Origin of the sequence: Bacteroides sp. 14(A) (genome assembly GCF_000526555.1) — a bacterium.
GTDB classification, from domain to species: domain Bacteria; phylum Bacteroidota; class Bacteroidia; order Bacteroidales; family Bacteroidaceae; genus Bacteroides; species Bacteroides cellulosilyticus.
Window position 1 is genome coordinate 734101 of sequence record NZ_JAGH01000004.1, and the last position, 15753, is coordinate 749853.

The 15753-nt window shown below is 42.6% G+C and carries 16 protein-coding genes; 5 read left to right on the plus strand and 11 right to left on the minus strand.

The window, feature by feature from the left end:
• Window positions 1-25: 25 nt before the first annotated feature.
• On the minus strand, window positions 26-1486 hold the full coding sequence (locus K429_RS0121925) for a monomeric [FeFe] hydrogenase (RefSeq protein ID WP_022210967.1): 1461 nt from the start codon (window positions 1484-1486) through the stop codon (window positions 26-28).
• A 127-nt stretch (window positions 1487-1613) separates the two neighbouring features.
• Here K429_RS0121925 and K429_RS0121930 point away from each other — a divergent pair, with 127 nt between their 5' ends.
• The 4 genes from K429_RS0121930 (at window position 1614) to K429_RS0121945 (ending at window position 5332) form a co-directional block, all read left to right on the plus strand.
• The gene (locus tag K429_RS0121930; RefSeq protein WP_029328043.1) at window positions 1614-2798 is read left to right on the plus strand and encodes an iron-containing alcohol dehydrogenase; all 1185 of its coding nucleotides are present in this window, start codon (window positions 1614-1616) and stop codon (window positions 2796-2798) included.
• Between the two features lie 97 nt (window positions 2799-2895).
• Entirely contained in the window at window positions 2896-3414 is a 519-nt protein-coding gene (locus K429_RS0121935; protein ID WP_029328044.1) for a hypothetical protein, read from the plus strand.
• 12 nt (window positions 3415-3426) lie between these two features.
• Complete coding sequence (locus K429_RS0121940) at window positions 3427-4365, plus strand: DUF1848 domain-containing protein (RefSeq protein ID WP_029328045.1); 939 nt, start codon at window positions 3427-3429, stop codon at window positions 4363-4365.
• 88 nt (window positions 4366-4453) lie between these two features.
• Complete coding sequence (locus K429_RS0121945; protein ID WP_029328046.1) at window positions 4454-5332, plus strand: VIT1/CCC1 transporter family protein; 879 nt, start codon at window positions 4454-4456, stop codon at window positions 5330-5332.
• 254 nt (window positions 5333-5586) lie between these two features.
• Here K429_RS0121945 and K429_RS0121955 read toward each other — a convergent pair whose 3' ends face one another.
• The 5 genes from K429_RS0121955 to K429_RS0121975 form a co-directional block, all read right to left on the minus strand.
• A complete protein-coding gene (locus K429_RS0121955) occupies window positions 5587-5787 on the minus strand; it encodes a hypothetical protein (RefSeq protein ID WP_007209895.1) in 201 nt (66 codons plus the stop codon).
• A gap of 12 nt (window positions 5788-5799) precedes the next feature.
• Entirely contained in the window at window positions 5800-6891 is a 1092-nt protein-coding gene (locus K429_RS0121960; protein ID WP_007209894.1) for a nitronate monooxygenase family protein, read from the minus strand.
• 150 nt (window positions 6892-7041) lie between these two features.
• The gene (locus tag K429_RS0121965) at window positions 7042-7326 is read right to left on the minus strand and encodes an RNA-binding protein (protein ID WP_007209893.1); all 285 of its coding nucleotides are present in this window, start codon (window positions 7324-7326) and stop codon (window positions 7042-7044) included.
• A 377-nt stretch (window positions 7327-7703) separates the two neighbouring features.
• Window positions 7704-8021, minus strand: a complete 318-nt coding sequence (locus K429_RS0121970) for a GNAT family N-acetyltransferase (RefSeq protein WP_029328048.1) — start codon at window positions 8019-8021, stop codon at window positions 7704-7706.
• A gap of 12 nt (window positions 8022-8033) precedes the next feature.
• Complete coding sequence (locus K429_RS0121975; protein ID WP_029328049.1) at window positions 8034-9041, minus strand: HPP family protein; 1008 nt, start codon at window positions 9039-9041, stop codon at window positions 8034-8036.
• A gap of 115 nt (window positions 9042-9156) precedes the next feature.
• Between K429_RS0121975 and K429_RS0121980 the strand changes: the two genes are divergently transcribed.
• Complete coding sequence (locus K429_RS0121980; RefSeq protein ID WP_007216273.1) at window positions 9157-10350, plus strand: sugar MFS transporter; 1194 nt, start codon at window positions 9157-9159, stop codon at window positions 10348-10350.
• Here K429_RS0121980 and K429_RS0121985 read toward each other — a convergent pair.
• The 5 genes from K429_RS0121985 to K429_RS0122005 all read right to left on the minus strand — a co-directional run bounded on the left by K429_RS0121985 (window position 10347) and on the right by K429_RS0122005 (window position 15742).
• Window positions 10347-11495, minus strand: a complete 1149-nt coding sequence (locus K429_RS0121985) for an aldo/keto reductase (RefSeq protein ID WP_029328050.1) — start codon at window positions 11493-11495, stop codon at window positions 10347-10349. The two genes, K429_RS0121980 and K429_RS0121985, sit on opposite strands and share 4 nt — an antisense overlap.
• Before the next feature lie 224 nt (window positions 11496-11719).
• Window positions 11720-12886, minus strand: coding sequence for a MalY/PatB family protein (locus tag K429_RS0121990; protein WP_029328051.1), 1167 nt, complete (start codon window positions 12884-12886; stop codon window positions 11720-11722).
• Window positions 12887-12892: 6 nt separating this feature from the next.
• Window positions 12893-13756, minus strand: a complete 864-nt coding sequence (locus K429_RS0121995) for a DUF3737 family protein (RefSeq protein WP_029328052.1) — start codon at window positions 13754-13756, stop codon at window positions 12893-12895.
• Window positions 13757-13996: 240 nt separating this feature from the next.
• The gene (locus tag K429_RS0122000; protein ID WP_029328053.1) at window positions 13997-15172 is read right to left on the minus strand and encodes an iron-containing alcohol dehydrogenase; all 1176 of its coding nucleotides are present in this window, start codon (window positions 15170-15172) and stop codon (window positions 13997-13999) included.
• A gap of 27 nt (window positions 15173-15199) precedes the next feature.
• Entirely contained in the window at window positions 15200-15742 is a 543-nt protein-coding gene (locus tag K429_RS0122005; protein WP_029328054.1) for a flavodoxin family protein, read from the minus strand.
• Window positions 15743-15753: the final 11 nt, after the last annotated feature.

Here is a 15753-nt window from a genome sequence, read left to right on the forward strand (position 1 = left end):
TCACTTTAAAGCTTGGAAGCTTCAATTAATAGGTTTTTTCCTGTTTAGCTAATTCTTGTACAAACTGACGTTTACCTGCGGCAATCTCATTGTGCGTACAAGGTCCGGTGATACAGCCACCTTCACATGCCATCACTTCTATAAATTGCCCCGGTGCTTTGCCTGATTTGGCATATGCCCGCAATGAACCGATGGTTTTCTTATCCAGATTAGCTACTTGGATGGCATTGATTTTGTCAGCTTCTTCTTTCAGATAGGCTTTTACTGCTCCCATTACGCCACCAGCCTGGGCAAATCCATGTGCCTCGCGCACGGATGCGAACGACATGGCATAAGGTTGCGATTGTTCCAACTGAATATTCAGTCCGTCCAATACAGATGCCACTTCTTCGAAAGTCATAACAAAATCTACAGCTTCATCACGCTGGGCCTCTTTACGTTTGGCTACACACGGGCCGATGAAAACGACTTTAGCATCCGGATGTTTCTCTTTGGCAATGCGTGCTGCATAATACATCGGTGAACCTGTGCCTGAAACATAAGGTTTCATGCCCGGAATATGTTTATTTACAAGTTCTATGTAGGAAGGGCAACAGGAAGTAGTCATAAACTTCTGTCCTTCTTCCAACTTCTCTATCAATTCATGTGCTTCGTTGCTGACCGTATCCATAGCTCCCTGAGCCACTTCGATGACATCAGTGAATCCTACAGCTTTGAGTGCACCATATACCTGTTCAATAGTAGTCTTGAATTGTCCCAGGATAGAGGGTGCCACAATGGCCACTATTTTTTCTCCTTTGCGTATCTTGTGCAGGATATCGAATACCTGTGACACTTCGAAAATTGCTCCGAACGGACAAGCGTTGAGACACTTTCCGCAATAAATACATTTGCTTTCGTCGATGTGTTCGATACCTTTCTTATCCTTGCTGATAGCTTTCACCGGACAAGCCTCTTCGCAAGGTACTGGGATATAGACGATAGCATGATAGGGACAACTCTTGTGGCAAATACCACAACTGATGCATTCATCATGGTCTATCCATGCCTGTCCGCTTTCCTTTACATGGACAGCTTTCTTCGGACAGTTGGTCTGGCAGCTACGGGCGGTACATCCGCGGCAAAGGTTGGTGATTTCGTAATTGATTTGTACGCAGGCGGAACATGCTTCATCAATCACACACATGATGTTATCTTTCGGCGTTCCGTTTTCTGCACGGTTCAGTGCATGTGCTGCATACTCTGATAATGGGGTTAATTCATCTTTTTCATCTTCCATATCCAGTCCCAGCAACGGCAGTGATTTGTATTTCCACACGGCGCGTTCTTTATGTACGCAGCAGCGTCCTGCATGCTTTGACCTTCTCGGACTCAATTCAATGGGAAGACGGTCTATTTTTTCTACAAGTTCGTTATCCCTCCACAGTTTTACCAGCTCTGTCAGCAATCTGTGGCGGACAATCATAATGTTGTTGGTAAATGCCATAATATTTATTCTCGGATTAGTTAGTCGGTAATTACGGTGCAAAGATAATGAAAAGTTATAGTTTCTATGAACCTTTCTACCCTCAATATGCTTATCTTTGTATCAGAATAAAAAAACGAAATTGACGATGAAAGACTTTATTTACTATGCACCCACACAGGTTGTGTTTGGAGCATTATCGGAAGATAAAACAGGGAAATTGGTGAAGCAATATGGCGGCGCTAAAGTCCTGGTACATTATGGCGGACAGAGTGCGGAGCGTTCCGGTTTGCTGGATAAAATATGCCGGGCATTGGAGGCGGAAGGCATTGCTTACGTAAAACTGGGCGGGGTGGTTCCTAATCCACGTTTGTCGAAAGTGCACGAGGGTATTGAACTGTGTCGGAAAGAAAAGGTTGATTTCATTCTTGCCGTAGGTGGCGGTAGTGTGATTGATTCTGCGAAGGCGATTGCTTTCGGTGTACCTTATGAGGGTGAAGTCTGGGATTTTTATATGGGACGAGCCCATGCGGAAGCTTGTCTGCCGGTTGCTACCGTGCTGACAATTCCTGCTGCGGGGAGTGAAATGAGTAACAGCACCGTAATAACCAATGAGGACGGTGATTTGAAAAAAGGTTATTCCAATAACCTGTGCCGTTGCAAGTTTGCTGTGATGAATCCGGAACGGACTTATACATTACCCAGCTATCAGACAGCTTGTGGTGTAACGGATATTATGATGCATACCATGGAACGTTATTTCTCTCATGATGACGATATGACGGTGACTGATGCCATTGCTGAAAGTATTCTCCGTACGGTAAAAGATAGCGTTTTTGAAGTACTGAAAGAACCGGAGAATTATGTACATCGTGCCCAAATTATGTGGGCAGGTAGCTTGGCACACAATGATTTGACGGGATGTGGAACAACTGGTGACTGGGCAACACACCAGCTTGAACATGAACTGAGTGCACTATTCGATGTAGCACATGGTGCAGGTCTGGCAGCTCTTTGGGGAAGCTGGGCACGGTATGTCTACAAAGAAAATGTAACCCGTTTTGCTCAGTTTGCCGTGAATGTGATGGGTGTAACAAATGATTTCAAATCACCCGAACATACCGCTTTGGCAGGCATTGAAGCCATGGAAGATTTCTATCGCGCAATTGGAATGCCGGTTAGTATTTGCGAGCTGATAGGGCGACAGGCTACTGACGAAGAAATCAAACTCATGACAGATAAATGCAGTTCCGGTGGTAGTGCAACAACCGGAAATTTGAAGGTTTTACATCGCGATGATATGAAAAATATCTATCGCATGGCAAATAGATAACGGATTTTTTATTGTTTTTCTGACAAATACTTGTTATCTTTAGGGGCATATATCAATTGGGGGGTAGTAAAAAAGTCCTGACCCACAGGCAAAGAATATGAGAATACATTTTGAAATTAGAGAAAAACTACCTGAAATTATCGAAGAGATCCTGAATTGTGAGAGATGGACAACTTTAGTAAAAGAGGATATTTCAGGCAGAAAGTTGGTTGTCATCCGTGATCCGAATTACAATTCGGAGGCGACAGTAGAAATCTATGCCCGCGAGATTACCATCAAGACGGCATGGTCAAACTACACGTATCGCTTGTTTGTTTTGGGTGATAATGTTTGGTGTGAGTACAATGGTGCTTATCGCGGACTGTTGGAACAAAATCTATTGCCTACCATCACTCCCAGGGAAGGTTTGTTGGAATCTGAGGTATTGGATAGCTCTTTGTACGGAAGTGAAAAGAGGAAACTCAGAGAGTATGCTGAAGACAATTTGAAACTGAAAAAATTCCGACGCGAGAACTTTAATGAAGATCGTACAGGTGTGGCTCATTTTGACCATCCCAAGAGGGTATATGACGAATTCATTAAAGAAGATTACGTGGTCCCATCTTTCGACGAATAGCGAGGTAGGAAGATGATCATCAGTGCCAGTCGCAGGACGGATATACCTGCTTTTTATTCGGAGTGGTTTCTCAACCGGATAAAAGAAAGGTATGCTCTGGTACCTAATCCGTATAATCCTAATATGATCAGCAGGGTCAACCTGGACCCTGCTGTCATTGATTGCATTGTCTTTTGGACGAAGAATCCTGCACCGATGATTGATAAACTGGACAGATTGCAGGACTATAAATACTATTTCCAGTTTACACTGAATCCGTACGGAACGGAACTTGAAAGTAAACTGCCACCACTTCAAAAGCGTATAGATACATTCAAACGCCTTTCTGATAAGATAGGAAGGGAGAAAGTGGTGTGGCGATATGATCCTATTCTTACGAATGAACAATACACAGTTGCTTTTCATCAAGACAAATTTGTTGAAATGGCATTTGCTTTGCATGACTATACTGAAAAGTGTATGCTGGGTTTTATTGATCATTATCCGCATGTGCGTGCCTCTCTCCGTGAGTTTCATATCGAGCCGTTGATAAAGGAAGATATCGATGCCATGGCCATTTCATTTAAGAAGACTGCGGATGAATGTTCGATGGAGTTGGATACTTGTACAACGAAGGTCGACTTATCTCATTTGGGTATTTCGGGTGGAGTGTGCGTTGACAATAGGTTGATTGAACGAATTGTCGGATATCCTATTATTGCCCGTAAAGATAAGAATCAGCGGGACATTTGTCGTTGTGTGGAAAGTATTGACATCGGCACTTATGAAAGCTGCCTCAATGGCTGCATTTATTGCTATGCTATTAAAGGTAATTATAATACGGCGAAATTTAACCGGAGTAAACACGATAAGGATTCTCCGATGCTAATAGGAGAAGTGGATAAGGACGCAGTGATTAAAGAACGGGAAATGAAGAGTCTGCGTACCGATCAGCTTTCTATGTTTTATTAAAAAATCATTCTGACCGGAAACAATTATTGCTTGGATTGTTGTACCTGATAAATAACTTATAATTTAGTGTATCCTTAAAATAAAGAGCATGGAGAAAGAGACTGAGCAAGAATTGATCAAAAAGATGATTGGCTTTCAGAAAGAGGAAATAACGTCGAGTATTATATACCGGAAGTTAGCGGCAAAGGAAAAGGATCCTCATAACCGGGAGATATTGCAACGTATTGCAGAGGATGAAAGTAGGCACTACGCCACACTACGAGGCTATACTCATCAGGATGTCAGTCCTAATCGTTGTGAAATCTGCTTTTATGTATGGTTAGTGCGTCTGCTGGGTGTTACGTTTGCCGTTCGTCGTCTGGAACTGGGAGAGAAAGAAACGAGTGGGGTATATTCCCAATACCCGAGTATGGAACACTTTGCCGAGATGGCGCGGGATGAGCAGCACCATGAAGAAAAGCTTATTGAAATGATAGATGAGGAGCGCTTGCAATATATGGGTTCGGTGGTCCTGGGGCTGAATGATGCCTTGGTGGAGTTTACCGGAGCATTGGCAGGTTTCACACTGGCACTGAATGATACGAAACTGATTGCGCTAACCGGCAGCATTACAGGGATTGCAGCGGCACTTTCTATGGCTTCTTCCGAATACCTTTCCACTAAATCAGAAAAGACTCATAATAAGCGTCCGGTTAAGGCAGCTATTTATACGGGGATAGCTTATATCATAACCGTAGTGGCTTTGGTAGGTCCGTTTATCTTATTGTCAAGTCCCGTTCTGGCTTTATGCATCATGCTGGTGATGGCATTGCTGATTATTGCCTTTTTCAACTATTATTATGCCATTGCCCGTAATGAAAGCTTTAAACGCCGTTTCACGGAGATGGCGGTGTTGAGCTTCTCCGTGGCCGGAATCAGCTTTCTGATAGGTTATTTGCTGAAGGCAGTGACGGGAGTAGGGGGATAGGCATATTCGGATCCGGACTCCCTTTAGATATCCTCAGTGTACAACTGAGTGCCCGAACGAAATTTACTTTTCATGAAACGTACCAGTGATGCCGGATGATGGATACTCCTGAAGCCGATGAGGTTTACACCTATGAATGGGCAATGAATAGTGCTGCAGTAAGTAGACTGTTGATAGGAGAATAATTTAAAAAGCCCTGAAGTGCGAAACTTCAGGGCTTTTGTCTTTTGTCAATCGATGAAAAATCAACTGAATTATATTTTGGAACTGTGCAGTTTTTTATAGAGTTCTACACGTTCGGCTATTTCAGCTTGAGATAGATTGGCCGGAAGCTCAATTGTTGTTCGTGGAGTAATTGCTACAAGAATAACTTCTCCAACTTTTTTCTTATGCTCTTTAAGAGCGTTTTCTGCTAACTGACTGGTCTCTGGTCGGACAATACTCTTTTTCATCATATTGAATTGTTTTTAAGTTTTCATTTTTGCTGGAGCTAATTGGCAGGTTGCTAAAAGAAACTCATTGTTCAATGTAGTTATCACTTCTTTTACGCTGCGTATTTTTTCAGAGAGAAAAGCATTACTACCTGCAAATGCATATCCTCTTTTCATATTTCCTTTGGCCGCATTATACAGTGCTTTGATGATGCAGTAAGGACTCTTCTGATAGTCACACGTCTTGATGCAATGGAATGAGCAACATTTGGGCTTTTCCTGTCCTTTCTCTACATTACGGATAAATTCCCCATCAATGGCTCGTCCGGGCATTCCTACGGGACTTTCGATAATGAGAACGTCTTCGGGCTTAGAGTGGATATAAACCTCTTTGAAGGTTTGTGAAGCATCGCACTCTTGGGTTGTTACAAAAATGCTTCCCATTTGTACGGCCGAAGCTCCCAATTGCATGAATCGTGCAATATCTTCGCCTGTAGAGATTCCACCTGCGGCAATTACAGGAATATCTTTTCTTTCCTTATAGCTCATTGCAATTGCTACAACTTCGGGTATCAAGGATTCCAAAGCGTATTTCTCATCTTGTATTTGTTCTTTCTTAAAGCCCAAATGTCCTCCGGCTTTAGGGCCTTCTACTACTATGGCATCGGGTAAATAATCAAAGTTCTTCTGCCATTTGTCGCATATAATCTTGGCCGCTCTTGAAGAAGATACAATGGGCACCAACTTCGTTTTGCTTTCCGGTGTCAGGTATAGGGGTAAGTCGAGCGGAAGTCCTGCACCGGCAAAGACTACGTCGATTTTTTCGCTTATGGCAGTGCGTACCATCTCTGCATAATTGGAAAGGGCCACCATGATATTCACTCCGATGATTCCTTTTGTTTTTTGGCGGGCTTTTCTGATTTCCTCTTTGAGTCCGCAAATGCACTTTTCGGTATAGTCGCCTTTGCCTTTAGGGTATAGCAGGCCTAAACCTGCACATGAAATAACACCAATGCCGCCTTCGTTGGCTACGGCTGATGCCAGGCCGGACAATGAAATTCCGACTCCCATTCCACCTTGTATGATAGGTGTTTTTATCTCTATATTTCCAATAAAAAATGGCTTCATAAAACTGATATTGTAATAAGACTGTAAGCGGATAAATATACTTCCGGGTATTCTATTCGTTTAGCGATGTTCTTTTCTTTGTATTGCTGTTTTAGTTGAAAAAAGCAAGAACAGAAGATCTGATCTCCTGTTCTTGTTGTAGGGTAGACATTAATAACGTCTGGAATTATAACCGTTGTTACGGGGTCTTTCTTCACGAGGACGTGCAACGCTTACTGAAATAGTTTTCTGATCGTATTCTGCTCCGTTAAGTTCATTAATTGCCTTTTGTCCATCTGTATCGCTTGTCATTTCGACGAAACCAAATCCTCTGGATCTTCCCGATTCTCTGTCCATAATAACTTTAGCTGAAGAGGTCTCTCCATACGCTGAGAATAATTCGTTCAAGTCAGCATCATTTATGCCATAGCTTAAACCTGAAATGTAAATGTTCATTTGAAATTTTAATTAAATAAATATTAAGTAAGAGTGAGGGGATAATTAAAGGAGAGGTCTGCTTAATAAGATATAAAAAGGAGAACTATACGATAACGATTCGTAACTCAAACCGCGACAAAGGTAATACAATAGTTGGGAATGGCAACTTTTAATTCGTAATTTGTTAATAAAAAAGTGATAATTGTTTTTTATTAGCATTTAGAAAGGCTATGGTATATTGCACTTTTTTTTAAAGGTGAAAATCCTTTCTTTTTCAGGGCTACACCCTTTATCCCGGATGGCTACACCTTTTGGGGTAAAGGGTGTAGCCATCCGGGATAAAGGGTGTAGCCCTTTTTAATGTGCCTTACAGGTACTCGTGGACGGTATATTGACTATCTATTTATCAAGGAGATCTTATACAGTACATGTCTGCATAAAGGATGGTCGGGACTGACCAATGGATGATCAAACTCTTTGCTTTTTACCATACCTATTTTTTGCATCACGCGTTCCGAACGTTTGTTTGGGAGTGAGGTGAAAGAATATAATTCTTTCAGTCCCAATGTCTTTTTTGCATATTCCTGATAAGATAGCTTTTTGAGAAAGAATTCCATAACCTGATCGTTATTGTTTAATCCGGCAAAGACAGGGATGTCTTCTTCTTTCCAATCACGTAGGATCAGGCGCGGGGTTTCCATGTATGTATTCATCTTGTTCTTAATTTATTCGATTTGTTTTTTTCGCTTTTTACGGTTCATATATTCACGTAGTAGGGTTGGGGTGGCACAGAAGATGAGTTGTGCCCGATTCCATTTATAGCATTTTTGAAAGACAACCATGGCAATGGTTATGAATAAGGCTGCTCCGATAGAAGCCTCTAAAGGTAACCAGCCCAGATTCTCTTTGGGTAATAGCATAGGAATGAACGCCAGTGCTCCGGCAGGAGCAAAGTATTTCCCTGTCCACTCGAAGATGAGGAATAGGATAGCCGTAATGGTTAAAGCAACGATACTTTCCGGTAGATGAAGATGGTGGTGACCGACAATTTGAAGTACAGTACCCAGAGTGGCTGCGGTAGTCAGAAAGAGAAATACTTGTGTAGGGCGATTTCTGAATCCTGCTTTGGAGTTTACCATTTCTACAAAGGTCACCATGAGTGGGGGCAATATGATATAGGGGTAATCCATGCCGACGGCCAATTCGGCCAAAGCACCTACAAAACAGAATAATATCAGCCATCTGATGATATCTTCCTTGCCGGGTTTCCTGCCAACGGTTTTAGGCATCCGGTTACGTATTCCACATTTTTCCAGGATGATTTGTACAAGCACTACTGACACTGACATTGAAAAGACTGCTATCGGATAAACAATACTTTCCGTATGAAGCAAAACAGGTAATACGCAAGCTGATATCAAAGGAATCAGTGTAGCGCGACTGATTAAAAGGGAAGCACCTGCAAAAGCAAATGCAGCGCATAGATTGACCACATAGGGCAGGGGTGAATAACGAACAATGCAGATACCGACTGCTGCTCCAAGAGTCATAAGCAGGATGATTTGCCAACGTTTTACATTCCATACCCGCTTATCGATAATTAACAGGCCGATGATCAGTGCTGTCATTTCCGGAAACAGAATCTCCTTTTCATTGGTCCATTCGGCTAAACCGACCATTATCAGGATCATCACCAGCGATATCAGATATCTTGTCAGTTTTCTGTGTTCCATTTTATAATCTTGAATTTTGGGCACAAAGTTAAGGGAAACTGCCGTATTATGAAACTTCTTGGCTATCTTTGCGCGCTGAAAACCTTGAGTGGCTTTCTTTATAAAAGAGTTCTGTATGCAAAATTTGGTAAAGAAGGAGTATAAGATTCCTTTTATTCTGGTAACTTCCCTATTCTTCTTATGGGGATTTGCACATGCGATATTAGATGTGCTAAACAAACACTTTCAAGATGTGCTGGTTATTACACGTGCCCATTCGGCATGGGTACAGGTCATGTTTTACCTGGGTTATTTCGTGATGGCTATTCCTGCCGGACTGTTTATCAATAAGTACGGTTACCGGAAAGGAGTGGTTTTCGGTCTGTTGCTTTATGGCATAGGCTCCCTGCTTTTCATTCCCGGAGAATATTGGATGTCTTTCAACTTTTTTCTGTTTTCCCTGTTTGTCATAGCCTGTGGCTTGGTTTTTCTGGAAACAGCGGCTAATCCTTACATGACGGAATTAGGTGACCGGGAAACGGCTGCCAGTCGCCTGAATCTGGCGCAGTCGTTCAATGGATTGGGATGTATTTGCGGTCCGCTTATCGGGGGATTGTTATTATTCTCGGAAGGGGGCGAAAGCAATATATCATTGCCTTACACACTGATGGGGATCATTGTATTGGGAGTTGCTTTGGTATTCTATAAGATACGCCTGCCGGAGATTGTTCATGAAGCAGATGAAGAAGAAGTTGGAGAAAACGGTGCACGTGGGCTTTGGTCGCACAAGCTGTTTATCTTCGGTATTATCAGCTTGTTTTGTTACGAGATAGCTGAAATCTCAATCAACAGTTTCTTTATCAATTATGTGGTGGATGACGGCTGGATGAATGCCCGCGATGCATCTGTAGTACTTTCGTTCGGTGGTCTGGGACTGTTTATGTGCGGACGTTTTGCCGGTAGCTGGATTATGCGGTATATCCGGGCAGAAAAAGTGTTGTTCGTTTGTGCAATAGGAACGGTGGTCAGCACGTCTTTGGTAGTTCTTAATCTGGGCATTTTGTCATTAATAGCCCTGTTTCTGGGATATGCGTTTGAAGCTATTATGTTCCCCACGATTTTCGCTCTTTCATTGAGGGGATTGGGCAACTATACGAAGCGTGCGTCTTCTTATCTGATGATGTCCCCCATCGGAGGAGCGGTAGGACCGCTCATGATGGGGTATGTGGCTGATCAGACCAATATGTCTTTCTCCTTCATCGTTCCGTTGCTTTCGTTTATCGTGGTGTTGCTTTATGCCTGGAAAGTAAAGCAACGTTCGTTTTGCTAATATCCGAACTTTTTCGTAGCCTTTTCCATCTGTTCGATGATAGCTACTTCAAAGGGACAGTTCGTTTCACATTGTCCGCACTGAATGCATTCCGAGGCATGGTGCGAGAGCGTTTTATAGTGCTCGCGTACTGTTTCGGGTATTTCATTCTGGGCAATGGTTAGGTTATAGTACTTATTTACACTCGCTATATCAATTCCTACCGAGCAAGGGGCGCAATGTCCGCAATACATACAATGTCCCTGCCAGCTAAACTTTTCCATACCTGCCATAATTGGGGTGTAATCTTTTTCTTCTTTAGTAGCATTGCACCAGTTGATGGCAGCTTGCATTTCATCGCAACTTTTGCAACCGATCATTACGGAAGCAACAGCCGGACGGGTTAGCGCATACTCAATGCACTGCACCGGTGTCATAGCTTTGCCAAAGGGGGAATTAGTTTCACTCAGTAAGTCTCCTCCGCCATAGGCTTTCATTACATCCAGACCTATACCTTTCTGCTCACAGAGTTCATAAAGCTTTTCACGTTCCGGATCTATATTTTCAAGGGAATGGGCATAACTTTCATCAGCCCATAAATCATCTACATTTTCGCTGGGCGGTTGCAAATCGTAACAGGGATTAATGGAGAACATCAGTACTTCTATCAATCCACTTTCTACAGCCAACTTTGCCACAGTAGGGTTGTGGCTGCTTAGTCCGATATGGCGAATTTTACCTTCTTCTTTCAAACGCAGGGCCAACTGAATGATAGGACCATTGAATACTTCATGGAAATCTTCTTCGCTATCTACATAGTGAATCATACCAATATCAAGGTAATCCGTATGAAGACGTGTCAGCTGGTCTTCAAAGGAAGCAATTGTTTTTTCTACATTACGGGTACGCAGATACTGGTCATTTTCCCAGGTAGTACATAGATGTCCCTGAATGATAAACTGCTGCCGGCGCTCTGCCAATGCTTTGCCGATATTACTGCGCAGATCGGGATTTGAGGTATACATATCGATAAAGTTGATTCCTTTACTGATGGCGAAATCCATTTCCGAATGTACCTGTTCTTCCGTTTTTCCCACGAAACCTTCACAGCCCAGTGCGATGACACTAACTGATAGGCCTGTATTTCCTAATATTCTGTATTCCATGATATTTCAAATTCTTAGTATGTTTTTGCGAAGTTACTAATATTAAAGAAAACGTTCCCGTTTTAATCCGAATAAATTTGCACTGATAAATAGTTGGGATGGATATATGAAAGCTTGGGACGATTGAGATGAAGACTATTTATTTTATAATTATCCGGAAAAACGGAAACGCTTATAATGATATGGTTTTATGAAGGTCCATTTTTATATAGTTATAGGAGATTTTAAGAAAGTTGTCCGAAGGCATGTTTCAGCCTCTCCAAACCTTTAGCCAACTGTTGCCGCGGACAGGCAATATTGATACGGATAAAATTGTCTCCGTCTTTCCCGTACATACTGCCTTCATTGACCCAGACCTTTTCTTTTTTCAGGAGAGCTGTCACGATTTCTTCTGATGACTTCTTCAACACCGAACAATCTACCCATACCAGATAAGTACCTTCTAATTTAAGTACGGGGAAATCCGGTAGATGATCATTGAAATAGTTTCTCAGATACTGATAATTGGCAAACAGATAACTTTTTAGTTCTTCCAGCCATTCTTCCCCTTCACTATAGGCGGCTATCAATGCCTCCACACCGAATGGATTCACATCACAAACCTCGTTGATATTAATGGCTTTATCTATTTTTCTGCGTATATCTGCATCAGCAGAAATGATGTTTGCAATCTGAAGTCCGGCCAGGTTAAAAGCTTTGCTGGGTGATGTGCAAGTGACGGAGTGCATCCGGAACTCTTCTGAAAGAGATGCAAAAGGTGTATAAGTATGTCCCGGAAAGACCAGTTCACAATGTATTTCATCTGATACCACCCATACATCATTCCGGAGGCAAATCTCACCAATACGTATTAATTCCTGTTTGCTCCAGACTCTTCCGGCCGGATTGTGCGGATTACACAACAACAGTAATTTTACTTTCGGGTCTGCCGCTTTCTTCTCCAGATCGTCAAAATCAATCCGATAGGTGTTATCCTCATAGATCAATGGATTGGAAATCATCTCACAACCATTATTACGGATGGAAGAAAAGAAGCAATTATACACCGGAGTCTGCACCAGAACTCTATCACCAGGATTCGTCAGGGCTTTTATGACTGCTGACAAAGCCGGTACTACTCCGGTTGTATAGATTATCCATTCTCTCTCTATTTTCCAATTATGACGTCTGTCGAACCAGTGGATTACCGCATGATAATAGCTGTCAGGCACGCGGACATAACCGAAGATACCATGTTCTACTCGCTTTTTCAGCGCTTCTGTTACAGCTGGGGCTGTACGGAAATCCATATCGGCTACCCACATTGGCAATACGTCGGCATCATTGGCAGAATCCCATTTGTAGGAGTTCGTACCCCGGCGTGGAATGATTTCATCAAAATTGTATTTCATACCTAATCAGTCAAAACAGGTTTGGTCGTCCCATAATTTCAATTCACAGTTGCCCGGTGCTTTTATATTCTCATCCAGGATAATAGCTCCGAAACTTTCGGCAGTGATACTTCCTGTACGTGGATTTTTTACACTGTGAACCGGACTATGGATAGTGGCCTGTACACTGCTATATTCAAAAGCGAGGTCTGCATCTTCTGTCATCGTGCAGTTTTCCATAATCAGATCGTGGGCATAGCAAAGCGGCTGTGTACCTGAAATCTTGCAGTTCACCAGACGCAGATTTCTGGAATGCCAGCCTAAATATTCCCCATTCAATACAGAGTCGTAAACCGTCACGTTTTCCGTATTCCAGAAAGCGTCCTTTGAATTGATTACCGCATTACGGATTTCTACGTTTTTGCAGTATTGGAAAGAGTAGTTACCATTCATCTCAAAGTCATCAATCCTGATATTTTCACCGTGTACAAACAGGTAATCACCTTTGTCTACTTTTACATTCTTCAACTCTGCATTCCGGCAAAACCAGAGGGTTTCCAGTGCATAGGGCAGTTGTACGTTTTCCAGTCGGATACCATCCATTTCACGGAACATCTTCGGTGCTTCTACCAAAGTGTCTGTCATTTGCAAATTATTGGAATACCAGAGGGCGGCACGTGCTCCTTCCGTAAACAGGCAGTTTTTCACAACGAAACCATCGTTATGCCAGAAAGGATATTTTCCTTCGAAACGGCAATTTACAGCTTCGATATTACTACATTCTTTCAGGGCAGATTCGCCGGTATGGATCGTTACGTTTTCCAGATGAAGATTGTGAGCGGCGAACAAAGGGCGTTCACCTTCGTAATGAGTGTCTTTAATTAGTTCCATTATTCAAGTTTTTTGTTTGTTGTTTATTAAATGATTGATTACCTTTTTTCTATATTGCAAAAATACGGCGGAAATGAGATACTCCTTGTAGACGGATTACGGACATAATAACCCGGATTACAGATTTTGTTTATTGGGTACAAAAGAGGCTGCATCGGAAGATAAATTCATGTTTCTCATTATCGTTCAGAACATGAAATTAACCCGGATACAGCCTCGTACAATAACTGGTTTTATGAATTAACGAAACGATTTACGATAAATCTCCACGCAGTCTTTGTGCTTCAATTCGTAAGGGTTGGCAAGGAATAATCCGCCCATTGTTTCCTTGGCATTGGTGGCAAGGGTATCAAATTCATCGGGCGTAAATCCATAATTACTCATCTTCAGGTTTGCCACTCCACAAGCTTCCTGAAGTTTTACCAGCATGGTGATAAAGTCTTCCGGTTTATCAGCTTCCGGCATACCCATCGCTTGTGCCATTTTGATGAATCGTTCATCACAGGCATGCTTCTCTATAAAGAATTCATAGAATGCTTTGGAGATCATAATCAATCCGGCACCATGTGGCAGCTCCTGATGATAAGCGCTCATTGCGTGTTCCAAAGAGTGTTCGGCAGTAGTGCTGCAAAAGGTCATTACCGCACCGGACAGATTATTGGCGAATGCGACTCTTTCACGAGCCTCCATATCAGCTCCGTTGGCAACTGCACGCGGTAGATATTTAGCTACATTTTCAATAGCGGTCAATGCGTACATATCGCTCATCAGACTGGCAGTTTTAGAGATATAACATTCTGTAGAGTGGAACAACGCATCAAATCCCTGATAGGCCGTGAACTTAGGTGGAACAGATTTCATCAACTCCGGATCGACAATAGACAGCACCGGAAAGAGTTCATCATAACCGCCAAAGCCTATTTTCTCATTGGTTTCATCATTGGTGATAACGCCCCATTGATCGGCTTCGGAACCTGTTCCGGCAGTGGTCGTAATGCAAACCAGGGGTAGGGGCTTGTTTACCATCGTTTGTCCTTTTCCGGTTCCGCCACTGATGTAATCCCATACATCGCCGGGATTCGTGGCCATGAATGCCATCGCTTTGGAGGCGTCCATTACGCTTCCACCACCCAGGGCAACTAAAAAGTCGCAATTGTTTTCCTTGGCAAAAGCGGCTCCTGCCATTACGGTTGATTTTAACGGATTGGCTTCTACCTGGTCAAATACGGCAGTTTCAACACCTGCTTGCTGGAGTTCGGCTTCTACTGTATTCAGATATCCGTTATCCTTGGTAGAGCGACCGTTTGAAATAACAATCATTGCTTTCTTTCCGGGCAATTGCTGATTGTGAAGTTCCTTCACCATACCGGCACCAAACAAGGTGCGGGTAGGAATGTAAATTCTAAAATGACTCATTATTATTCTTTTTTTAAATCCTATAAATTATTCTATTTCTTTTCCCATTTTATAAGCTTCCCGTAGGGCTGGTTTATCTTTTATTTCGCCCACATGCCAAACTCCGGTTCCATACACAACTCCTTTGATGGTTGGACTTTCCAGGCAATCCAGAAATCCCTGGAAAGTGTCCACGGTACGTTCCATCAGTTTCCGATCATCTTCGGCAGCGGTGACAATGAAATAAAATTCCTTATTCTTCATTTCCGTATAGAGGCCACAACAACGATCTATCAATGTTTTCATCTGTGCACTCATCGTGTAGAAATAAACGGGTGTAGCCATAACTATTACATCGGCTGCCACCATCTTCTCTATAATCTCTGCCGCATCGTCTTTCTGCGGGCAAGGTTTTCCGTGCAGGCTACATGTGCTGCATCCTGTGCAATAATGGATTGTCTTGTCACGCAGGAAAACCTTTTCTGCTTCGTTACCACTTTCAATTGCTCCTCGCATAAATTCGTTGCAAAGGGTGTCGGAGTTTCCGCCACGACGAGGGCTGGATGATAAAATCAATACTTTCTTAGTCATAATCATTTTAT